22 protein-coding genes and 1 pseudogene are annotated in these 22,271 nt (G+C 66.7%); 15 read left to right on the top strand and 8 right to left on the bottom strand.

Annotated elements, in window-relative coordinates:
• Positions 1-38: 38 nt before the first annotated feature.
• From U1769_RS08000 to U1769_RS07990, 3 genes are read right to left on the bottom strand one after another with little or no spacing between them, the layout of a single operon-like run.
• Positions 39-608, bottom strand: coding sequence for a Smr/MutS family protein (locus tag U1769_RS08000; RefSeq protein ID WP_332714503.1), 570 nt, complete (start codon positions 606-608; stop codon positions 39-41).
• Positions 583-1,827, bottom strand: coding sequence for a murein transglycosylase A (mltA, locus tag U1769_RS07995; protein WP_332714501.1), 1,245 nt, complete (start codon positions 1,825-1,827; stop codon positions 583-585). The genes U1769_RS08000 and mltA overlap by 26 nt, the downstream gene beginning before the upstream one ends.
• Positions 1,827-2,471, bottom strand: coding sequence for a Tim44/TimA family putative adaptor protein (locus tag U1769_RS07990; protein WP_332714499.1), 645 nt, complete (start codon positions 2,469-2,471; stop codon positions 1,827-1,829). The genes mltA and U1769_RS07990 overlap by 1 nt, the downstream gene beginning before the upstream one ends.
• Before the next feature lie 166 nt (positions 2,472-2,637).
• Here U1769_RS07990 and secB point away from each other — a divergent pair, with 166 nt between their 5' ends.
• From secB to U1769_RS07970, 4 genes are all read left to right on the top strand, one after another.
• A complete protein-coding gene (gene secB, locus U1769_RS07985) occupies positions 2,638-3,147 on the top strand; it encodes a protein-export chaperone SecB (RefSeq protein WP_332714497.1) in 510 nt (169 codons plus the stop codon).
• Positions 3,148-3,172: 25 nt separating this feature from the next.
• Positions 3,173-4,741: a murein biosynthesis integral membrane protein MurJ gene (murJ, locus tag U1769_RS07980; RefSeq protein WP_332714495.1), complete on the top strand. Its 1,569-nt coding sequence runs from the start codon at positions 3,173-3,175 to the stop codon at positions 4,739-4,741.
• A gap of 12 nt (positions 4,742-4,753) precedes the next feature.
• Positions 4,754-5,758 (top strand): tryptophan--tRNA ligase, encoded by a 1,005-nt coding sequence (gene trpS / locus U1769_RS07975; protein ID WP_332714493.1) that lies wholly within the window; start codon positions 4,754-4,756, stop codon positions 5,756-5,758.
• 129 nt (positions 5,759-5,887) lie between these two features.
• Positions 5,888-6,535 (top strand): DUF4136 domain-containing protein, encoded by a 648-nt coding sequence (locus U1769_RS07970; RefSeq protein WP_332714491.1) that lies wholly within the window; start codon positions 5,888-5,890, stop codon positions 6,533-6,535.
• Between the two features lie 110 nt (positions 6,536-6,645).
• On the opposite strand, the gene dnaA is transcribed toward U1769_RS07970, so the two are convergent.
• From dnaA to mutM, 3 genes are all read right to left on the bottom strand, one after another.
• Complete coding sequence (dnaA, locus tag U1769_RS07965) at positions 6,646-8,073, bottom strand: chromosomal replication initiator protein DnaA (RefSeq protein ID WP_443030269.1); 1,428 nt, start codon at positions 8,071-8,073, stop codon at positions 6,646-6,648.
• Positions 8,074-8,513: 440 nt separating this feature from the next.
• Positions 8,514-8,777: a 30S ribosomal protein S20 gene (gene rpsT / locus U1769_RS07960; RefSeq protein ID WP_332714487.1), complete on the bottom strand. Its 264-nt coding sequence runs from the start codon at positions 8,775-8,777 to the stop codon at positions 8,514-8,516.
• Positions 8,778-8,876: 99 nt separating this feature from the next.
• Entirely contained in the window at positions 8,877-9,686 is an 810-nt protein-coding gene (gene mutM, locus U1769_RS07955; protein WP_332715754.1) for a bifunctional DNA-formamidopyrimidine glycosylase/DNA-(apurinic or apyrimidinic site) lyase, read from the bottom strand.
• Positions 9,687-9,823: 137 nt separating this feature from the next.
• Here mutM and U1769_RS07950 point away from each other — a divergent pair, with 137 nt between their 5' ends.
• The 5 genes and pseudogenes from U1769_RS07950 (at position 9,824) to U1769_RS07930 (ending at position 15,332) form a co-directional block, all read left to right on the top strand.
• A complete protein-coding gene (locus U1769_RS07950; RefSeq protein ID WP_332714485.1) occupies positions 9,824-10,555 on the top strand; it encodes a class I SAM-dependent methyltransferase in 732 nt (243 codons plus the stop codon).
• A 115-nt stretch (positions 10,556-10,670) separates the two neighbouring features.
• Positions 10,671-12,206 (top strand): 2-polyprenylphenol 6-hydroxylase, encoded by a 1,536-nt coding sequence (ubiB, locus tag U1769_RS07945; protein WP_332714483.1) that lies wholly within the window; start codon positions 10,671-10,673, stop codon positions 12,204-12,206.
• A 52-nt stretch (positions 12,207-12,258) separates the two neighbouring features.
• A complete protein-coding gene (locus U1769_RS07940; RefSeq protein ID WP_332714481.1) occupies positions 12,259-13,377 on the top strand; it encodes a glycosyltransferase family protein in 1,119 nt (372 codons plus the stop codon).
• Positions 13,374-14,546 (top strand): annotated as a pseudogene (coaBC, locus tag U1769_RS07935) (bifunctional phosphopantothenoylcysteine decarboxylase/phosphopantothenate--cysteine ligase CoaBC). Before U1769_RS07940 ends, coaBC begins: the two are co-directional and overlap by 4 nt.
• Positions 14,547-14,726: 180 nt before the next feature.
• A complete protein-coding gene (locus tag U1769_RS07930) occupies positions 14,727-15,332 on the top strand; it encodes a hypothetical protein (RefSeq protein ID WP_332714479.1) in 606 nt (201 codons plus the stop codon).
• Between the two features lie 6 nt (positions 15,333-15,338).
• Here U1769_RS07930 and U1769_RS07925 read toward each other — a convergent pair whose 3' ends face one another.
• Entirely contained in the window at positions 15,339-15,770 is a 432-nt protein-coding gene (locus tag U1769_RS07925) for a ribosomal maturation YjgA family protein (protein WP_332714477.1), read from the bottom strand.
• Between the two features lie 245 nt (positions 15,771-16,015).
• Complete coding sequence (locus tag U1769_RS07920) at positions 16,016-16,936, bottom strand: surface-adhesin E family protein (protein WP_332714475.1); 921 nt, start codon at positions 16,934-16,936, stop codon at positions 16,016-16,018.
• A 181-nt stretch (positions 16,937-17,117) separates the two neighbouring features.
• On the opposite strand from U1769_RS07920, the gene dut reads away from it, so the two are divergent.
• From dut to U1769_RS07890, 6 genes are all read left to right on the top strand, one after another.
• The gene (dut, locus tag U1769_RS07915; RefSeq protein ID WP_332714473.1) at positions 17,118-17,567 is read left to right on the top strand and encodes a dUTP diphosphatase; all 450 of its coding nucleotides are present in this window, start codon (positions 17,118-17,120) and stop codon (positions 17,565-17,567) included.
• Entirely contained in the window at positions 17,567-17,944 is a 378-nt protein-coding gene (locus tag U1769_RS07910; RefSeq protein WP_332714471.1) for a hypothetical protein, read from the top strand. Before dut ends, U1769_RS07910 begins: the two co-directional genes overlap by 1 nt.
• Positions 17,941-18,705, top strand: a complete 765-nt coding sequence (locus tag U1769_RS07905) for a HesA/MoeB/ThiF family protein (RefSeq protein WP_332714469.1) — start codon at positions 17,941-17,943, stop codon at positions 18,703-18,705. Before U1769_RS07910 ends, U1769_RS07905 begins: the two co-directional genes overlap by 4 nt.
• A gap of 666 nt (positions 18,706-19,371) precedes the next feature.
• Complete coding sequence (gene gmd / locus U1769_RS07900; protein ID WP_332714467.1) at positions 19,372-20,472, top strand: GDP-mannose 4,6-dehydratase; 1,101 nt, start codon at positions 19,372-19,374, stop codon at positions 20,470-20,472.
• A 49-nt stretch (positions 20,473-20,521) separates the two neighbouring features.
• On the top strand, positions 20,522-21,160 hold the full coding sequence (locus tag U1769_RS07895; protein WP_332714465.1) for a class I SAM-dependent methyltransferase: 639 nt from the start codon (positions 20,522-20,524) through the stop codon (positions 21,158-21,160).
• Positions 21,153-22,250 carry a glycosyltransferase family 4 protein gene (locus U1769_RS07890; RefSeq protein WP_332714463.1) on the top strand — a complete coding sequence of 366 codons (1,098 nt, stop codon included), beginning with the start codon at positions 21,153-21,155 and terminating at the stop codon, positions 22,248-22,250. The genes U1769_RS07895 and U1769_RS07890 overlap by 8 nt, the downstream gene beginning before the upstream one ends.
• Positions 22,251-22,271 lie beyond the last annotated feature (21 nt).

Below are 22,271 nucleotides of genomic sequence, written 5' to 3'. Positions count from 1 at the left end.
GAAAACCGTCCGTCGGAAGGTATCATTACCGATAGAGGTTAATATTTCCGTTGAGGTCGTGGCCGGCGCAGGATGATGTAAAGCGCCCCGGCGCCGCCATGGCGCGGATGCGCGCCGCGCACCGCTGCAATCGCGGAGGCGTGACGCGAGCCCGCGAGCCAGTCCCCCACCGCCGCCCGGATCGCGCCGCGCGCATGCGGGCGCTCGCTCTCGGCGCGGGGCGGTTTGCCGGTCACGAGCAGGATGAGCCGGTCGCCGGCGCGGATCGACCGATCGAGCGCTGAATCGAGCAGGGCATAGGCGGAGGCGAGATTATGGCCGTGAAGATCGATCGTGTCGTCGGGCGAGACCAGGCCGCGCGACAATTGGCGATCCCAGCTGCCATCGAGAGTCGTGCCCGGAAGCGGGCGGGCGGGCTCCTTTTTCGGCTCGGTCCGGGCAGGCGGCGCGGACGGCCTGGTTACGGCTTTTGCCGGCGCGGCGACGGGGGCCGCCCGGGCGACCGGCGCGGCCCTCGGCGTGGCCTTGGGCTTAACCAGAGGCCGCACGCTTGCCATCACCCTGGTCCAGAGCGCGGCTTCGTCAGGGGTTAACGGGCGCGCCGCCATCGACCCTCTCCGCCGTGAGCCGCGCCATCGTGCCGACCGGCAAGAGCAGGAACGCCGTTCCGCGCGCGGCCATTCCACCCGCGGTGGCGCTTGCCTCGTCGCCGGCGCCCCAGAAGGTATCAAAGCGATTGCTGCCCCGAATCGCGCCGCCGGTATCCTGCGCCACCCACAGGCCGGTTGCGTCGGCGCGGTCCATCGACAGGAAGACCGGCGCGCCGAGCGGCATGAAGCGGGGATCGGCGGCAGCGCTGACGCCACTGGTGACCGGCAGGCCGAGCGCCCCGAGCGGCGCGCTCTGCTGTTCGCGAAAGAAGACGTAGCTCTTGTTCTCGCGCATGATTTCGCGGCCCTCGTCGGGATGGCTGCGCAGCCAGGCGACGATGCCCTGCATCGAAGTCTGGCCCGGTGCGAGCAGCCCTCGCGCCTTCATCAGCGCGCCGATGCCGGTATAGTCGCGGCCATTCTGGCTATCATAGCCGATACGCATCACCGCGCCGTCGGGCAGGCGCAGCCGCCCCGAACCCTGGATTTCGAGAAAGAACAGGTCGATCGGATCCGCCGCCCAGGCAATGACACGCGCCCGCTCCGCCAGCGCCCCCTGCTCGATCGTGGCTCGATCGAAATAGGGCACGAAATTGCTCCCATCGACTCGGCCGCGAATCCGCTTGCCCTTCAGATCGGCGCTGAACTGGCTGAGATCGACATCGATCAGATCGGCCGGACGAGCATAGACCGGCACATCATAGCCGGGTCGGCGATCCCGCGATCCGGCGATTTCAGGCTCGTAATAGCCGGTGGCGAACGCCTTGCCGTCGCCGACCTGAACGGATTCGAACCATCGCACGAAAAAGCCGCGCGCATCGCCGGCACCAATGCCCGCCGCGGCGGCGCATGCAGGTTGCCAGTCGCTCCCGCGGGTAAGACCGGAGGGGTCGACACGGCTCTGTAGCGCCGTGCAGGAGATGCGAAAGGCCGCCAGCGCCAAGGCGGCCCGAGTCTCGCTCAGCGGGAGGGAAGCGATTGGCGGGCCAGCGACCAGCCCGGCTTTCGCCGCAGTCGCAGTGCCCGGAACGGTTACCGCGGCAACGGGCGGAAGTGGAGTCGCCGGCACGAGAGGAACGGCGTGGCTCGAAGGTACAGCGGGAGGCAGAAGCGCACCGCCGCCGCAGGCACTCAATGACAGGGCGAGCGCGACGATCCCGCCGCGGCGAGCGCGCATCACGCCTCGTCGGTGTCGGCGAGCTTCCAGTTCGGATCGCTGCTCTTCAGCGTGCGCGCGAAGGTCCACACGTCATGCGTCTCGACCGCATCGCTCATCGAACCGGAGACGAGATTATCCTCGGCATCGCGGGTGACGGCGGCGATATCGGCGTCGAAGCGCACAGTGATCCGCGCCTGACGACCATCGACCGATGCATCGGAGATCATCGCGCGCTCGATCGAGACGAGACGATTGTCCAGCACATGGCCGGCATCGCGACGCGCGACGATCGCTTCAGCAAAGGATTCTCGCACTTCGTCCTCGACCAGCCAGGCCAGCGACTCCTCGTCGCCCTTCCAGAAGGCCTCGAGGATCATGCGATAGGCGCCCTGAGCGCCCTCAAGAAACTGGCCAACATCGAAAGCCGGCTCAGCCGCAGCAATGGCACGGAGCCCAGCCTCGGCGCGCGGATCGATATTGCGGTTCGCAATCTCGCGCGATTCCTGCACCACCTCAATCGGGCGGGGCAGCGACGTTACCGGCGCACGCTCCTCCGCGGGCTTGGGCAGGACCTGCTCATGACCCGTCCGCTTGCCCAGAACCATATACAGACGCAACGCCAGAAACCCGGCGACCATCGCGAGAAGAACTACAACGAACACCTTGCCTCCACTATCGGCTAATCATCTACATAGGCGCAACGCACGAACGATTCAAATGGCACAAGCAGCAGCCGTTGAACTGCCCGCCGCCCCCTGCTAGGCGCGCGGTCGCTGGCACGCCACCTGGGTGAGGCCGATATTTCGATCTTCAAGGAATGGACTTTCGATGGACGAGCAGGACGAGGGCATCATCACGGGCAACGAGCCCCTTCCCAACGGCGCCGACACCGCCCCTGCGGTGGGCCTGATCTCGCAATATGTGAAAGACCTGTCGTTCGAGAACCCGAACGCGCCGGCGATCTTCCAGGTGCAGGGCTCGCCGCAGATCGACGTCCAGTTCAACATCGGCACCGCGCAGGTTGCCGAGGACGTCCATGAAGTCGTGCTCCGCGTCGACGTTCGGGCCGAGACCGGCGGCCAGGTCGCCTTCATCGTCGAGTTGACCTATGCCGGGCTGTTCGGCCTGCGCAATATCCCGGAAGAGCATATCCAGCCCTTCCTGCTCGCCGAGGCACCGCGCCTGATCTTCCCGTTCGCCCGCCGCGTGCTGGCCGATGCGGTTCGCGACGGCGGCTTCCAGCCGCTGCTGCTCGAGCCGATCGATTTCGCCGCGATCTATGCGCAGCAGGCTGAAGCAGCGCAGCAAGGCCTGACCGGGGAAATCGGCACCGCCTGATCCTCGGGCCGGCGGGACAGCTGACATGAACCTCACGCGCGCGCTGGGATCGGTGGGTGGCCTCACCCTCGCCAGCCGCGTGCTGGGGCTCGTGCGCGATTCGCTGTTCGTGCGCTTCGTCGGCGCGGGCTTCGCGTCCGACGCTTTCCTGGTCGCGTTTCGCCTGCCCAACCTGTTCCGCGCGCTATTCGCCGAAGGGGCCTTCTCCGCGGCGTTCATTCCGATGTTCAACCGCAAGGTCGGCGACAAGGACGGACCGGGCCTGCCGGCGGGCGTGGCTTTTGCCGAAGACGCGCTGTCGGTTCTGCTGCCGATCCTGATAGTGATGACGATCCTGGTCGAGATCTTCGCCTGGCCGGTGACGCTGGCGCTTTCGGGCAAGTTCAACGGCATCAGCAACGACCAGTTCGCCTTCGCGGTCGAGCTGTCACGCTATACCTTTCCCTATCTGATGCTGATCAGCCTGGTGTCGCTGCTGGGCGGCATCCTCAATTCGCTGCACAAATTCTGGGTCAATGCCGCAGCGCCGATCCTGCTGAACCTGACGCTGATCGTGGCATTGCTGTTCTACCACAACCATGATCCCTATGTGACGGCCCGCAACCAGGCGATTGCGGTCACCATATCCGGGGCGCTGCAGTTGCTATGGCTGATTCATGCCTGCTGGACCAACGGTGTGCGGCTGCGGATCAAGCTGCCGCGGCTCAACCCCGACGTGAAGCAGCTGATGCGCCTCATCTGGCCGGCGGCCGCGGGCGCAGGAGCGGTGCAGATCAACCTCGTCGTCTCGACCGCGCTGGCTGCATCGCTGCTGCCGCACGGATCGGTGACCTATATCTATACTGCGGACCGGGTGAACCAGTTGCCGCTCGGCCTGATCGGCATCGGGCTCGGCACCGTGCTACTCCCGCTGATCTCCCGCCAGCTCGCCGCGGGTGAGAATAAGGCCGCGATGGAATCGCAGAACCGCGGCATGGAGCTGGCGCTGCTGCTCACCCTGCCCGCGACGGTGGCGCTGGTGCTGTGCGGCGGACCGATCGTCGCCGCGCTGTTCGAACATGGCAAGTTCAGCGCGCAGGACACTTATTTCACATCGCAGGCGCTGGCGGCCTTCTCGATCGGCCTGCCAAGCTACATCCTCGTGAAGGTGCTGACGCCCGGCTATTATGCGCGCTCGGATACGCGGACCCCGGTGCGGTATGCCACGATCAGCATGGGCGTGAACCTGGTGCTCAACCTCGCCTTCATCGTGCCGCTCCAGCATATGGGGCCGCCGCTCGCGACCGCCCTCGCCTCGACCGTCAATGTCTTCCTGCTGTATCGCACGTTGCGCCTGCGCGGCCATTTCGAGCCCGACCGGCGGTTGCGCAACCGCGCCTGGCGGCTCGCCTTGGCGGCGGTGGCGATGGGCATCATCCTTTGGCTGCTCGAGGGACTGCTGACGCCCTATATCCATGGCAGCTGGGAGATCCGGACGGGCGCGATGCTGGCGCTGGTCGGCGCCGGCTCCATCGTCTATGCGATCGCCACCTTCGTCCTCGGCGCCTTCACGCGCGCCGATCTGGCCTTCCTGCGGCGCAAACGCGCCCCCTGACACGAGAACATCATGCGCGTCGTCTCCGGCATCCAGCCCACCGGCAATCTCCATCTCGGCAACTATCTGGGGGCGATCAAGCAATGGGTCGCGATGCAGGATGCGATGGGGCCGGGCGAGGATTGCCTGTTCTTCCTCGCCGACCTGCACGCCCTGTCCCAGCCGGTCGTCGCCGCCGAGCTCACGGCCAACTCGATCGAGATGACGGCGACGCTGCTGGCCTGCGGCATCGATCCCGAGCGCGCGATCCTGTTCAACCAGGCGCGCGTGCCGGCACATAGCGAGCTTGCCTGGATCCTGGGCGGCACGGCGCGGATGGGCTGGCTCAACCGCATGACCCAGTGGAAGGACAAGGCCGGGAAGAGCGGCGAATCGCAGAGCGTCGACCTGTTCACCTACCCGGTGCTGCAGGCGGCCGACGTGCTGCTCTACCAGGCGACGCATGTGCCGGTCGGCGACGACCAGAAGCAGCATCTGGAGTTGGCCCGCGACGTGGCGACCAAGTTCAACAATGACTACGGCGTCGAGCTGTTCACCCTGCCCGAGCCGTTCATCTCCAAGGCAGCGCCGCGGATCATGAGCCTGCGCGACGGCAGCGCGAAGATGTCGAAATCCGATCCGTCGGACGGATCGCGCATCAACCTGATCGATCGCGACGAGCTGATCGTGCAGAAGCTGAAAAAGGCGAAGACGGACGCCGAGCCCCTGCCCGCGACCTTCGCCGAGCTGGCGGAGCGGCCGGAGGCGCGGAACCTCGTCACCATCTATTCGGCGCTGGCGGGGATTTCGACCGACGCAGTGATGGCCGAATATGGCGGCAAGGGCTTCGGCGCGTTCAAGCCGGCGCTGGCCGATCTGGCGGTGGCGACGCTGGCGCCGATCCGCGAGCGGCTGACGGCGTTGCTCGACGACCGGGCCGCGGTGAGCGCGACGCTGGCCAAGGGCGCGGCGCGGGCCGCCGAGCTGGCGGCGCCGACACTGGCAGGGGCGCAGCGGGCGGTTGGGCTGCACGTTTAGTTTCCGTACACGGGAGCGTATAATCCGGGCTTTGCATCGGTTCGTTCAAGCGCTATTCATAACGGCTGCAGCACAATTACAACTGTTTGAAGTTTTGCGCTTTTCCTCGATACCAAGGTCGCCAAGCCAATGAAGATGCTTCCTTTCGTCGCCGCCGCCGCGCTGCTCGCGCTGGGCGGTTGCGCCACGCCGTTCAACGCCAAGGTCTCGCGGTTCCAGCAGCTGCCGCCGGCGGCGGGGCAGAGCTTCGTGGTGCGGGCGGCCGATCCGCGGCTCGATGGCGGGATCGAATTCAACCAATATGCGCAGATCGTCTCGGCCAAGCTGGCGCAGCAGGGCTATCAGCCGGCGCCCGACAACGGCCGCGCCGACCTGATCGTCAAGATCGGCTACGGCGTCGACAAGGGCCGCGAGAAGGTCGTCAGCAGCCCGGGCTTCGGTGGCGGCTATGGCGGCTTCGGCCCTGGCTTCGGTCGCTATGGCGGCGGCTATGGGCGGTTCGGCTATTATGGCCGCAGCCGCTTCGCCTTCGGCTTCAACGACCCGTTCCTGTTCGACAATGACGTGTCTAGCTTCACCATCTACACCAGCGAACTCGACCTGCGGATCGACCGCGCCGACACCGGCAAGAGCGTGTTCGAAGGAACCGCCAAGGCCCAGTCGCGCAACGACGACCTGCCCTATCTCGTCCCGCGGCTGGTCGAGGCGATGTTCACGGGCTTCCCCGGCAATTCGGGCGAGACGGTGAAGATCACGATTGCGCCTGAGAAAAAGTAGCGTCTTTCAAGACGTTACAGCCAAAATATAAAAAAGGCGGGCATCGAGCCCGCCTTTTTTCTTGCCCCACCCCAACCCCTCCCCTGATGGGGAGGGGCTTAAAGGGACGGTCAGCCCTCGAGTTCGCGCAGCAGCGTGCGGACGGCGCCGTCGATTTCGCGGTCCTTGTCGCGGAGATCCTCGATGCGGCGGACGGCGTGGATCACGGTGGAGTGATCGCGGCCGCCGAACTTGCGGCCGATCTCGGGCAGCGAGCGAGTGGTCAGGCGCTTGGCGAGGTACATGGCGATCTGCCGCGGACGGGCCACGACCACTGCGCGGCGCGCGGAGACGAGATCGACCGGCTTCAGCTCGAAATGCGCCGACACCGCGCGCTGGATCTCGTCGATCGTCACGCGCCGCTCGGCACCGCGCAGCACTTCGCCGAGCGTCGCCACGGCGAACTCAAGATCGATCGGCTCGCCGGTGAGCTGCGCATAGGCGACCAGCCGGTTGAGCGACCCTTCGAGATCACGGATGTTCGCGGTGATGCGCGTCGCCAGCAGATCGAGCACCTCAGCCGGCACCTTTGCCTCGGGCATGTCGGCGAGCTTGCGATCGAGCACGGCGCGGCGCAGCGCGAGATCGGGCGCCTTGATATCGGCGACCAGGCCGACCGAAAGCCGCGACGTGATCCGCACCTCGACCCCGTCGAGCCCCTGCGGGCAGCGATCGGCGCTGATCACCAGCCGCTTGCCCATCGCCATCACTTCATTGACGGTGTGGAAGAATTCTTCCTGAGTCGCGTCCTTGCCAGCGATGAACTGGAGATCGTCGATCATCAGCAGATCGGTGGCGCGCAGCCGCGCCTTGAAGCTGTGCGTGTCCCGCGCGCGGAGCGCCTGGACGAACTCGAACATGAAGCGTTCGGCCGACATCACGATCACGTTCGCGTCCGGGCAGGCCTGGAGATAGGCCGCCCCGACGGCATGCATCAGATGCGTCTTGCCCTGGCCGGTGCCGCTGTGGAGGAACAGCGGGCTGAACCGCGGCTTGCCCGGCTCGGCCAGCGCTCGCGCTGCGTTGAAGGCGACGCGGTTGGACGAATCGACGACGAAGCGATCGAAGGTGAAGCGCGGATCGAGCGCCGGGCGCGCCGACACCGATGGGGCCACGTCGGGCGTGGCCACGCCTGGAGCGGCGACGAGCGGCTCGGCGACCAGCACGGCAGGCGCCGCCCTGGCAGCGCGAGTCTCGATCGAGACGGTGCAGACGCCGGGCATGATCGCCCGGAATTCCTGGAACAGCCGGTCCGCATAATGATTGCGGACCCAGTTGGTCATGAAGGCGGACGGCAGCGCCAGCCGAATCGTATCGCCCTCCGAGCCATCGATCAGCTCGATCGGCTTCAGCCATTGATCGAACAAACGCGCGCCAGCAGACTCCCGCAGATGCCCACGCACCGTGCCCCATGCCCTGGCAGCGTCACTCAGCCGAACCGACTCTCCGGTTACCGTACCCGCCAACACCCAATCCTTCTCCACGGAACCAGGACGCATCGTCCCGGCCCGCCTGATTCAAAACAGACAAGCCTCCCCCCAGCCGGAATCACGGTCCGCTGACTTCGAAGGTCTCAAATAAGGTCGCGAGACGGAAACGTCTGCGCGGCGAAGGTCGATTATGAAGATCGAACCGAGTCGGGCAATACCCAGACACGTAACAAAATCGAAATAAACGGGATTGACTCGGAAGCAGCCAAGGATTCCCGTCGAAAATCTAACAAGCACCTGAAAAGGTTAGAAAAGTACTGCCGCAGTAGCCACCCATCGGCCGCGAATCGCGGTGACTCCTGACTTTTCACGATTCGGGTATGGAGCAGACCCGATCGACTGTCCGGGGTGCAGCAAAATCTGTCGCGATGCAGCATGACTGCAGCACACACGACAAAAAACCCGCCGGAATGGTCCGGCGGGTCGTTGTTCCGACCGATCAGTCGAGATCAGGCGAGCGCGCTAAGCCGCTTGGTGAGGCGCGAGAACTTGCGCGAGGCAGTGTTCTTGTGGAGCACACCCTTCGCAACGCCCTTGGCCAGTTCAGGCTGCATCTGCAGCACTGCAGCGGCAGCCGCATCCTTGTCGCCCGACGCCAGCGCGGCTTCGGCCTTCTTCACGAAGGTCCGGATACGGCCAACCCGGTTACCGTTAACTTCAGCGCGACGTGCGTTGCGCCGAATTCGCTTTTTCGCCTGTGGCGTGTTCGCCATGAAGCCCTCTGATCTGAAATAAAGAAAGGGCGCGAACGGCAAAGCTCGCGGCCCCGGAAAGCGCGCCTCTTACTCATCAACGGTGAGTCGGTCAACCGCTCAACGCTGGCTTTTCGGGCACCAGAAGGTCGAACGCCCGCCTTCGGTATAACGCTCCACCTTGCCCCCGCCCTCGCACGGCTCCCCTTCCCGGCCATAGACGCGCCATTGCTTCGAAAAATAGCCGAGTTCTCCATCGGGCCGGGCATAGTCGCGCAGCGACGATCCGCCGGCTTCGATCGCTGCATCGAGCACGGTGCGCACCGCTTCGACGAGACGTTTCAGCCGGGGCAGAGAGACCTGGCCGGCCGGACGCATCGGCGCGATGCCGGCGAGGTAGAGCGCCTCGCACACATAGATGTTGCCGAGCCCGGCGACGATTCGCTGATCGAGCAGCATCAGCTTGATCGACGCGATTCGCCCGTCGAGCGCTTTCAGCAGATAGGATGCCGTGAAATCCGGGCCGAGCGGTTCCGGCCCAAGCGCGACGAATGGCGGCCAGGCGGCGAGCGATTCGGTGGGGATGAGATCGACCGAACCGAATCGACGGGCATCGTTGAGCGCGAGCCGGTGGCCGGCCGTTTCCAGGATCAGATGATCGTGCGGCAGCATCTCCGATGGATCCACTCGCCAGCGGCCCGACATGCCGAGGTGGAAGATCATCGTATCGCCGCGATCGGTATCGATCAGGCCGTATTTGGCGCGCCGCCCGAGCCCCGTCACTGTCGCGCCGGTGAGGCGCTGGCCGAGATCGGCGGGGAATGGCCGGCGGAGATCGGCGCGGCGCAGCTGGACCAGCGTGATCCGCTGATCCTGCAGCACGGGGCGAAGGCCGTTGACGGTGGTTTCGACTTCGGGAAGCTCTGGCATGACCAGCATAGCGCTAAGGTTGGTTTGCCGACGCCACAAGCCCGGGCACCGCGGCGCCACCGGCGGAACGACCAGCGCACCCCCATGGGCCCTTCACGACCGTTGCGGGAAAGGGCCGGGGACCCTAGAGCCACCTCATGAACGACACGGTTTCCTTCGGCTACGAAGATGTGGCCCCCGACGAGAAGACGCGCCGGGTCGGCGGGGTCTTCTCCAGCGTGGCTTCGCGCTACGACATCATGAACGACGCCATGTCGGGCGGCATGCACCGGCTGTGGAAGGACCGCTTCGTGCGGCGGGTGAAACCGCGCGGGGGCGAACAGATCCTCGACATGGCCGGCGGCACCGGCGACATTGCCTTCCGGCTGGCCGCATCCGGCGCCGCGGTGACCGTCGCCGATATCAATCCACAGATGCTCGAAGTGGGCATGGAGCGCGCGCAGAAGCGCGGGATCGACGGGCTGGTGTGGACCGAGGCCAATGCCGAGATCCTGGCCTTTCCCGACCGCTTCTTCGACGCTTACACGATCGCCTTCGGCATCCGGAACGTGACCGACATCCCCAAGGCACTCCGCGAGGCGCACCGCGTGCTCCGGCGCGGCGGCCGCTTCTTCTGCCTGGAATTCTCGACCACGCTCTGGCCGGGCTTCGCCGAGATCTACGACAGCTATTCGCACAAGATCGTGCCGAAGGTCGGGCAATTGCTGGCGCAGGACGGCGACAGCTATCGCTATCTGATCGAATCGATCCGCCGCTTCCCCGACATGCCGACCTTCGAGCGGATGATCGGCGAGGCCGGCTTCGTGCAGACCAAGGTCGAGCCGATGCTGGGCGGACTGGTCGCGATCCATAGCGGCTGGAAGATTTGATGCTCAGCCTGTTCCCCGGCGGAGGCCGGGGCCCAGTTCCGCGACGGGCTTTGGCTGAGCGCAGCGCCTCGTTACGGCAACCTTCGCTCCCGTTTCCCGGCCGGGGAACAGGAAGATGACCGCTCCCGCCGTGCACCTCTGGCGGCTCCTGAAATGGGGTCGCATCCTGGCGCGACATGGGGCGCTGGGCGGGATCGAGCGCGATCCGAACACGCCGCCGCGCATCCGCCGGATCATCCGGATCGCCCGGTTCGGCGCGCGCGTGCCGAAGACACCGGCCTATGCCGAGGCGCTGCAGGCGATCGGGCCGGCCGCGGTCAAGCTCGGCCAGACGCTGGCGACGCGCCCCGACATCGTCGGCGACGCAGCGGCGAAGGACCTGATGCGCCTGCAGGATTCGCTGCCACCCCTGCCCTATGAGACGATCTACGCAGCGATGACGCGCGCCTTCGGCCGGCCGCCGGAGGATCTATTCGCCTCGATCGATCCCGTGCCGGTGGGCGCCGCCTCGATCGCTCAGGTACACAGCGCCATCACCACCGACGGCCGCCATGTCGCGGTCAAGGTGCTGCGCCCCGGCGTCGAGGAAGAATTCGCCCGCGCGATCGATACCTATCAATGGGCCGCGGCGCAGATCGAGGGGTTCGGGGGCGAGCTGTCGCGGCTGCGTCCTCGCCTGGTGATCGAAACCTTCAAACGCTGGACCGCGCGCGAACTCGACCTGCGGCGCGAGGCGGCATCGGCGTCGGAGTTGGCCGAGGCCATGGAGGCTCAGCCCGATTTCGTCGTGCCCGCGATCGACTGGCAGCGCACGACGACCCGGGCCCTGACCATCGCCTGGGTCGACGGGATCAAGATTTCCGACCGCGCTGCGCTCGTCGAGGCTGGATATGACCTGCCCAGGCTGGCGAACACGCTGGTGCATGCGTTTTTACGCCAGGCGATCGCCGAGGGATTCTTCCATGCAGACATGCACCAGGGCAATTTGTTCGCCTTGCCCGACGGCCGGATCGCGGCGATCGATTTCGGCATCATGGGCCGGATCGACCGGCGCGCGCGGGTGTGGCTGGCGGAGATCCTCTACGGACTGATCACCGGCAACTACAAACGCGTGGCCGAGATTCATTTCGAGGCGGGCTATGTGCCGGCGCACCACAATGTCGCCGAATTCGCGACGGCGCTCCGCGCGGTGGGCGAGCCGATGCGCGGGCTGGCGGTGAAGGACATGTCGATCGGCATGATGCTCGACGGGCTGTTCAACATCACCCGCGATTTCGACATGCAGACTCAGCCGCATCTGCTGCTGCTGCAAAAGACGATGGTGATGGTGGAAGGCGTGGCCACGAGCCTCGACCCCGACATCAACCTGTGGGATTCGGCCGCGCCGTTCGTGCGCGAATGGATCCGCACCGAGCTTGGCCCGGAGGCGGCGGTCGCCGACCGCATCATCACCGACCTGCGCACGCTGGCGCGGCTGCCCGACCTGATTCGCAATATCGAGCTGCGCTATCCGGCGCCGGGCGGCGCGCCGCCCGATCCCCCGCTACGCGACATCGAAGTGGTGCGGATCGGCGGCGGCTGGCGCTATGCGGCCGTCGCGCTGGCGAGCGCGGCGATCGCCGTCGCGGCGACCTGGCTGGTGGTGGGATGATGCCCCCCCTTCCGTCAGGCGGCGCCCTTGAAAGCGAGGGGTCGAAGTAGCGATGGCGCGTGCGCTCGTTCCGTTGTGGCTGACGGGCCCGACCCGCTTCGCCGGGCTGAAGCGCTCGACCGCGCGGATCGCGCTCGCGCTGCTTGCGGTCCTGCTGCTCGCCAGCCTGACCGCGATCGTCAGCGCCGGCCCGCCGCCGGCCAGCCATGATCCGGCCGAGCGCGCCGAGGACGAGGCCGACGTGATCCTGTACGAACGCATCGTCGCGGGCCTGCGCGGCGGCGGCGAATATTATGCAGTGACGGCACAGGCGCTGCGCAGCGGCAATTATCCGCTGCGGCCGTTCGTCACTTTCCGCCTGCCGACGCTGGCGACGCTGCAAGCCTCCCTGCCGCCGATCGCTACCGTCGTTCTGCTGTTCGCGCTGGTGACGGCGGTTCTGCTCGCCTGGTTCATCCGGCTCCGCCCGGCCTTTGCCCGTCCGCCGCCGCTCGGCATCGCGATGGTGCTGCTGGCGGGCGGCATGATGGCGTTCGTCCAGCCGACGCTGGCGAGTTTCCACGAGATCTGGGCCGGGCTGCTGATCGCGCTGTCGCTCGCGCTGCGCCGCGAGGACCGCTGGGTCGAGGCAGTGGCGTTCGGACTGATCGCAATGCTGATCCGCGAGACCGCGGGACTCTATGTCGGGATCATGCTGGTCCTGGCGCTGGCCGAGGGACACCGTCGCGAAGCAGTCGGCTGGGGTGTCGCGATCGCCGCGTTCGCGGTCGTGCTTGCCTGCCATGCCTATGCCGTCGGCCTGGTCGTGCGGCCGACCGACCCGGTTTCGCCCGGCTGGGCGGGCATGCTCGGCTTCGGCTTCTTCGTGAAGACCATGGTGCTGTCGACCGCGCTCAGCCTTGCGCCGATGTGGCTTGCCGCCTTGTTCGTCGGCTTCTCGCTGTTCGGCTGGGCCGCGTGGAATAACGCGCTGGCGCTGCGCGCCTTCACCGTCTTCGCCGGCTATGCCGCGCTGCTGAGCCTGTTCGGGCGCGCCGACACCTTCTATTGGGGGCTGATGATCGCCCCCACCATCCTGATCGGCCTGGCCTTCGTGCCCGATGCGCTGCGCGACCTGATCGCGGCCGCGATGCACAAGCGGCGGATCGTCGTGACGAGGCTGGTACGATGAAGATCCTGCTGATCGTCGGCGGCGGCATCGCCGCCTACAAGGCCTGCGAGCTAATCCGCCTGTGCCGCAAGGCCGGGATCGAAGTGCGCTGCGTGCTCACGGCGGGCGGCGCGCATTTCGTCACGCCGATGACGCTTGCCGCGCTCTCCGAGAACCAGGTGTTCACCACCCTGTGGGACCTGAAGGACGAGGCCGAGATGGGCCATATCCAGCTGAGCCGCGAAGCCGACCTGATCGTGATCGCGCCGGCCACCGCCGACCTGCTGGCGAAGATGGCGGCCGGCATTGCCGACGATCTCGCCACGACCGTGCTGCTGGCGACCGACAAGCCGGTGCTGGCCGCGCCCGCGATGAACGTGCGCATGTGGGGCCATGCCGCGACCCGCCGCAACGTCGCCACGCTGCGCGGCGACGGGGTGACCGTGATCGAGCCCGACGAGGGCCCGATGGCCTGCGGCGAATATGGCGCCGGCCGACTGCCCGAGCCCGACGCGATCCTGGCCGCGATCCAGCGCGCGCTGGCGAGTTGATCCGTGACTCTGGCGGGCAAGCACATCCTGGTCACGGCCGGGCCGACTCACGAGCCGATCGATCCGGTGCGCTATCTCGCCAACCGATCTTCGGGCCGGCAGGGCTTCGCCATCGCGGGCGCATTGGCCAAGCTGGGCGCGCGCGTAACGCTGGTGGCGGGGCCGGTGACCCTGCCGACGCCGGCCGGGGTGGAGCGGATCGACGTCGAGACGGCGGTGGAGATGGCGCAGGCCGTGACCCGAGCGCTGCCGGCCGATGCGGCGGTGATGGTCGCCGCGGTGGCCGACTGGCGCGTCGACGGCACCGGGCAGAAGATCAAGAAAGGTGTGATCCCGCCGGTGCTGCACCTGATCGAGAATCCCGATATCCTCGCCGGCCTCGCCAGGAGCCCGGACCGGCCCGGGCTGCTGATCGGCTTCGCCGCCGAGACCGAGCATGTCATCGAGCACGCCACCGCCAAGCGCCAGCGCAAGGGCGTCGACTGGATCGTCGCCAACGACGTGTCGGGCGACGTGATGGGCGGCACGGCCAACGCCATCCACCTAATCACCGCGGACGGCGTGGAAAGCTGGGAAAGGCTGCCCAAGGACGAGGTGGCGGCGCGGCTGGCAGACCGGATCGCCGCCGTTCTGCAGTGAGCCCGGCCAAGCCGGATTGACCGAGTCGGGACATCGTTATTCTTGCCCGGCCAAACGAAGCCCCCTTGTCGCCGTTTCTGATGGGGATCGCGCTACAAGAGAGAAGTGACGCGCAACAACGCGGGGGGATTCCCTGTCGATATGTGCTAACCCGTTACTTTACATCGATTTAGGGCCTACATGACTCATTCAACGGCATTCGACGCGGGCCATCTGGTCGGCGTCAGCATCGCTTACATCGTGATCTATGGCGGCATCCTGGCGCTGGGCGTGTATTTCGGCAAACGCCTGGCGCGAAAGCGGGGTGACGGCACGCCCGTTCGCTGGCCGGTTGGCGTCGCGCTTGCAGTGATAGCGCTGCTGGCACTCGGCCAATGTTCAGCTGCCATCCAGGCGAAACCACTGCCTGTCGCGAACGGACAAGCCGATGTGGTGGTCGAACAGCGCGCTTCCGGACCCGCGGCCGGATTTCCAACAGACTTCAACGCAGATTTCATCCGCGAATATGATATCGGAATCCATGAAGTCCTCGCAGACGCCATTCGCAAGCGGGACGCGTCCATCCCGGTAACCGCGCTGGTCGTGTCGACCACCGTCGTCACCATGGGGAGGCACAAGATCCTCAAATCGAAAGCCCAGCTATCACCGAGAATTTTCATGTATCAATTTACCGGGGCTGTCGGTGAAAATCTCATGATGGTGGTTTGCACCTCTCGCACCGGCAAGCCTTTCGATACGGCAGGAACCCCGTGTGAACGGGCTGCCGCTCAGGTGTTCGGCCGGTAGCGCAGTCTATCTCCAGCCGTGACGGGCGGTGAATTGAGGCGTTTCGACTTTCCTGCGCTCTGGAATCTGGTGAACCGCCGAACGGCGGGGATCGCAAAAGGAGGCGATCCCCGCGCCCGCCAGATAGGCGAGGAAATCCCACGGATCGAAGCCGGTACCGAACAGGCAGCGCGCAAGAGCGCTGTCCCCCAGGCCGAGCCGATCGACCAGATCGAACGCCTGCCCGATCTCGACCGCGCAGGCGACCGCCAATGCCACGAGGACCGCGCCGACGCGCGGCAACCGGGTGACGGCGCGAAGGGCGAGATAGACCAGCACCACCGCGAGGGTATCGCCGACGTGCGGCCGGACGAAGCGGTCATGCACAAAGAGCGCGATGGCGACCTCGACCGCGAACAGCCCGAGGGTCGCCAATGCGTACGGAAATCGAAACGTCATGCCGACTGCATAGCGACCCGCAGTGCAGGAGCGGTGCAGACGATGTGGCGCTTTTCACCGCCCTCCCATCTAGAGCGAGATGACATCGCGTGGAATCGTCTTCCCTCTCCGTTCGTTTCGAGCGAAGTCGAGAAACCGCCAAGCAGCCCTCAACCAATGTTTCGACTTCGCTCGAAACGAACGGATCTAGCTAAAGTCGTTCCGCTCTAGTCCCGTCCGTACCGAGGGAGCGGATCATCCCGCCGTCATCGCGAAGTACAGGCCGGGTCCGCGCAGACGAAGGGCTGGTCGTCCGCTTCTCCGGACGTGCGGCGCGCGCGGAAGCTCAGGTTTAGCGGCGTAGCTTTCAGAACCTGGATCTCGATGTCGCGGATGCGGATTGTCTTCTGCGAAACCGGGAAGCGCATGGTCTGGCCGCTGCTGGCGTGCGCGAGATCATCGATGCTGTAGCCGCGCAGGTCGAAGACCAACTCCCCGGCCCTGATCCCCTCATAGGCGATGTCGTAGATCCTGCCGCTCTCGGCCGAGTCGTAGTTCCTGCTGTCGGGGATCTGCACGCCTTTGCCATAGTCGCGCGGCGGAACGACGGCGTGCCCCGTAGTGATGGTCTGCGGCGTGCCGAAGCTATCCGGGGCGGGCGCGGTGGAGCGGATAACGGGCACGCTCGGGTCCGCACGCATGCGTTCATGGTGGTCGGCCGGGCTCACCGATGCCCTGGTGTCGGCGATCAACGCTTCGGCAAAGGCGACCTGGTCGATCGCCAGCGGGAAACCGCCGGTCTTGGTGATATCGGCTGCGCAGACGAACTCCAGTTGCGCCTCGCCCAGGGATCCGGGCGTGACGGGATCGGACTCGGCGTAGCTGAGGCCCGCCTTGTCGAGCCGTTCGTCATCGGCGCCGTAACGCAGGACCATGTCCCAGGTCTCGGTGCGTTTGCGGCAATCCGTGATCATGTAAGCAGTGATGGAGGCGGCGGGGTCGTCCGGCGCGCGCAGGATTTGGCTGGCCTGATACCGGACCTTGTCGCCATCCCTCTCGATCGACTGAACGTCGATGAACAACACCCTGTCCGCAGCCTGCGCGACATACCACCACTGCGAAGAGCGCGCCTGCGCCACCGAGGGCAGGAGCATGGCCAGCACGCAGGCCAGAATTCCGGTCTTCATCCAATCTCCTCGGGCACCCGCTGCAGCGCTATGCCAGAGATTCCGTGGCTTACAACCGGACCTGATCGATCCCGCCATCCTGGCGACGTCAGCCCACAGGCTGCCAACCCGCCTCTTTCTTCCCCGTCCGAAAGAAGAACGGCCCTTCGACAAGCTCGGGGCGAACGCTATTAGGGCGGGCATGACATCAGCCCCCATCACCATCGCCCTGAAGCGCCTCCCCCATGGCGAAGGCCTGCCGCCGCCGGCTTATGCCACCGAGGGCGCCGCCGGCATGGACGTCGTCTCGGCCGAGGACGCGACGCTGGCGCCCGGCGCGCGCGCTGCGATCGCCACGGGGTTCGCGATCGCGATCCCGCCCGGCTATGAAGTGCAGGTCCGCCCGCGTTCGGGCCTGGCGCTCAAGCACGGCGTGACCTGCCTCAACACGCCGGGGACGATCGACAGCGACTATCGCGGCGAAGTGAAGGTGATCCTGGCCAATCTGGGCGCGGAGGATTTCGTGATCGCCCGCGGCGACCGGATCGCTCAACTCGTTCCGGCCCCGGTCCAGCGCGCGCGGCTGGACGAAGTCGAGATGCTGGAGGATACCGCGCGGGGAGCCGGAGGGTTCGGCTCGACTGGGCGATGATGTTGTTTTTCCTCCTCCTGCAGGCCGTAACGCCGGCCGCGCCGGCCGATCTGTCGGCGCTGCCCCCGGTGCCGTATATCGCGCCGCCGCAGATGACGGCGCCGCTCGTCCGGTTCGTGGCGGACGAGATCGCAGCCGGGCGCTGCACCCCGCCCCGCCCCGCCGATGGCCACTATGTGATCAAGCTCAACGTCGCGACGCTGGTCGGCGCCGACGGCGCCGTGCGCCAGGCCCGTCCCGACGCGATCGACTGCCCGACGGTCGAGCAATATGCCGCCGGGCTCGTGATCCGCTTCGCCCGATCGAACATCCAGCCGCGCCCCGGCAGCGAGGACAGCTGGTACCGTGCGACGATCGTGTTCGACTGGCAGGGATGACCGCCGCGGACCAGACCAGCCTGTCCGACGCGGAGCTCGAGCGCTACGCGCGGCACATCGTGCTGAAGGAAGTCGGCGGCGCCGGCCAGGCGAAGCTGAAGCGTGCGACCGTGGCCGTGATCGGCGCGGGCGGGATCGGATCGCCGGCGATCCAGTATCTCGCGGCAGCGGGCATCGGCCGGCTGATCGTGATCGACGACGACCGGGTCGAGCTGTCCAACCTGCAGCGCCAGACCTTGTTCGGCGGCGCGGATATCGGGGCGGCCAAGGTGGATGCCGCCGCCGCGGCGGTGGCCCGGCTCAATTCCGGGGTAAGGATCGAGGCGCGGCGCGCGCGGATCGATGCGGACAATGCGCGCGACCTGATCGACGGCGCCGACGTCGTGCTCGACGGCACCGACAATTTCGCGACCCGGCTGGCGGTGGCCGACGCTGCGCTGGCCCTGCACATCCCGCTCGTCTCCGCCGCGGTCGGCCAGTTCGAAGGGCAGCTCGGCGTGTTTCGCGGCTGGGAGGCGGACAAGCCGTGCTATCGCTGTTTCGTCGGCGCCGATCCCGACCGGCCCGAGGCGAGCTGCGCCGAGGCCGGCGTGATCGGCGCGATGACCGGGGTGCTGGGCAGCCTGGCCGCGCTGGAGGCGATGCGCGCGGTGGTCGGCTTCGGCGACGACAGCGCGGGCAAGCTGCTGCTGGTCGATGCGCTGGCGTTTCGTTTCCGCACCCTTGCCCTGCCCAAGGATCCCGGATGCGGGTGCGGATAAGCAGGTCCGGCGGCGGGCCCCTGCCCCGTTGACACAAAGGGGGGGTTACCCTTTGGCTCGCCGGGGCGTGCCGGGCGCACTCCGCCATGCGCCCTTCCTAAGATCTGCCGCGCGGCTATCTCGGCCGCGTTGGGAAACCAGAAATCGCGCGATGCGTCCATTCCGCCCGCGCATCGTTATGGACGTAAGATTTAACTTCATTCAGTAGGCTGAAGTGCTTCGCCCGGTTCGATTCGGGTGCGGGCGGGGCAGAAAAAGGGGTCGCATGCGCGTTTTCGGCTTATGGTGCCTGGTGTTCGGGCATAGGGCGTCGTCGAGGTCCAAAAGAATGTTTCAGGGCAATGCTTTCGCCCGGTGCCGCACCTGTTCTCGCGAGTTGTTCCGGGACCCGAAAACGAACGTCTGGCGCGGATCGCGCGCCGACGACCATCGCCCGCGCGAGCTGACCCTGTTCGGCGATCTGCCGGTGCCCGAACGCCGGGCGAAAAAATCACGACACTGACGCCCCGGCGCGGCCGACTCCGGCAGCGCCCCGTTCCGGACAATGCGGCGGCGGCGCCGGAAAAGGCCGCGGCGCGCGCGGTAGAACTGGACCCGATCCGCCAAGTTGGTAAGGCGGGCTGAAATGGGGCCGCGCCGGTCGCGCCGACCATGGAGCTCGATACGATGACGAAGACCGCGCTGATTACCGGCGTTACCGGACAAGACGGCGCCTATCTCGCCGAGCTGCTGCTGGCCAAGGGCTATGACGTGCACGGCGTGAAGCGGCGTTCCTCCTCGTTCAACACGGGGCGGATCGACCATCTCTACCAGGATCCGCATGAGAGCGGCGCGCGCCTGCACCTGCATTTTGGCGACATGACCGATTCGACCAACCTGATCCGGATCGTGCAGGAAGTGAAGCCTGACGAGATCTACAATCTCGCCGCGCAGAGCCATGTGCAGGTCAGCTTCGATACCGCCGAATATACCGCCAATGCCGACGGCATCGGCACGCTGCGGCTGCTCGAGGCGCTTCGCCTGCTCGGCCTGCAGGACACGACACGCTTCTACCAGGCCTCTACTTCGGAGCTGTACGGCCTCGTCCAGGAAGTGCCGCAATCGGAAACGACGCCCTTCTATCCGCGATCGCCCTATGCGGCCGCGAAGCTCTATGCCTATTGGATCACGGTGAACTACCGCGAGGCTTACGGGATGCACGCCTCGAACGGCATCCTGTTCAACCATGAGAGCCCGCTGCGCGGCGAGACCTTCGTCACGCGCAAGATCACGCGTGCGGTGGCGGCGATCCATCTCGGCGTGCAGGACCTGTTGTGGCTGGGCAATCTCGACGCCAAGCGCGACTGGGGCCATGCGCGCGATTATGTCGAGGGCATGTGGCGCATCGTGCAGCAGGACAAGGCCGATGATTTCGTGCTGGCGACGGGCAAGACCCAGACCGTGCGATCCTTCGTCGAGCTGAGCTTCGCCGAGACCGGGGTGACGATCGACTGGAGCGGGAGCGGCGTCGACGAAGTCGGCCGCTGCGCGAAGACGGGCAAGGTGCTGGTGAAGATCGATCCGCGCTATTTCCGGCCGACCGAAGTCGACCTGCTGATCGGCGATCCGGCCAAGGCCAAGCGCGTGCTCGGCTGGGAAGCGACGACGACTCTGGCCGAACTGGTCGCGGAGATGGTGCGCGAGGATTTGAAGACCATCGCGCGCGAAGCGGAGACGCGGCGCCCGGATGAGGAGCGCCCGGCCTCGCTCTACGCGACCACCGGGTGATCGCGGCGGACGGCGGGCAGCGCAGCAGCGTGCGGCGAAGGGGATGAACATGTCGACGCCCTTGCAGAATTACACCTATGGCGACGGCGAGGCAGCGCACAGCCACGCCTATCTGTTCCCGACCCTGCTGAAGATCCTGGCGGAGCGGCCGATCGGGCCGATCTTCGAGCTTGGCTGCGGCAACGGCACCACCGCGGCGATGCTGGCGCAGCGGGGCTATCAGGTCTCCGGCGTCGATCCGTCGACTACGGGGATGGCGATCGCGCAGCAGCAGCACCCCGAATGCCGGCTGGAACCCGGATCGTCCGAGGAGAATCTCGCGGCGCGGTTCGGGACGTTCGACACGCTGCTGAGCCTCGAAGTGGCGGAGCATGTCTATTCGCCGCGGCGCTATGCCGAGGCGATCGGCGAGCTGCTCGAGCCGGGCGGCATCGCGATCGTCAGCACGCCCTATCACAGCTATCTGAAGAACCTCGCTTTGGCGGCGAGCGGCCGGATGGAGAGCCATTTCACGGCCCTGTGGGAAGGCGGGCACATCAAGTTCTGGAGCCGCGCCTCGATCAGTCAGCTGTTCGACGAGGCCGGGTTCGACGAGATCGGGTTCCACCGGGTCGGGCGGTTTCCGGTTCTCGCCAAATCGATGATCTCGGTGTTCCGCAAGCGGGGAGCGCGTTCGGCCGGTGCCTGATCCGGCCGCCACCGCCGGCGCGGGGAAGCGCACCGTCTTCTATGTCGGCGGCTTCGAGGCCGTGGGCGGGATCGAGGCGTTCCTGTTCGACCTGCTGACCACCCTACCGGAAGACGGCGCGCGCGCGATGCTGGTATGGGCCAAAGACCTGCCCGAATTCCGGGAGATCGAACGCGCGGGGACGACGGTGCTGCGCACGCGGTTGCGCGTGGGGTGCCGAGTCGGCCTGCCCGACCGGCTGTTGTTCGCGCGCCATGGCGGGCAGCTGGCGGGGGCCGACCGCATCGTCTTCGCCAAGATCCCGCCCGCTTCCCTGTTCGCACGGATCGTCGATGCGGCGCGGGCGCGGCGGCCGGTGCCGACCGAGACGGTCTTCGTCACGCCCTATCGCCCGCGCGAGATGTGGCCCGACGGGTTCCCCGAATGGATTGGCCGCGGGCTCGACCGGGTGCTCGTCCAGAGCGACGAATTCGCCGAAGACCTGCGCGCGATGGGCTTTGCCGGCGCGATCGACGTCCTGCCCTATGTACCGCCGCCCGCCGTGGTCGCGCCGGTCGAGCGGCCGCGCGGCGGCACTTTTCGCCTCGGTTTTCTGGGGCGGTTCGTCGTGCAGAAGAACCTGTTCTACCTGCTCGACATCGCCGACCAGCTGCGGGCGGACGACATCGCGTTCGACCTGTTCGGCGGGGGCGAGCACGAAGCCGGGCTGCGCAGCGCGGTGCAGGCACGCGCTCTGCCGGTCACTTTCCACGGCGTGGTGCCGCGCGCCGAGGTGGCCGACGCGATCGACCGCTGCGACGCGTTCATCAACCCGTCTATCTCCGAGGGCCAGTGTCTCGTCGCGCTCGAGGTACTGAGCCGGGGCCGGCCGTTCATCGCCACGGGCGTCGGCGCGATTCCGGAGATGCTCGCTCGGGGCGGGCTGGGCCGGATCATCCCGCTCGACGATGCGCCGGGCGCGGCCGCGATCGTGCGCGCCGTCGTGGCGGAATGGCGGACCGGCGGCTGGCAGGCGGGCGATATCGCGCGCACTTATGCCGACGCCTATCCGCGCGCGCAGATCATCGGCGCGTATCAGAAACTGTTGTAAGGCCAGCCTTCAACGCGAACA

It is taken from the genome of Parasphingomonas zepuensis (assembly GCF_036663735.1).
Classification (GTDB): Bacteria; Pseudomonadota; Alphaproteobacteria; order Sphingomonadales; family Sphingomonadaceae; genus Sphingomonas.
Note: the sequence above shows the minus strand (reverse complement) of the source record. Positions and strands in the feature narration are given on the sequence as shown.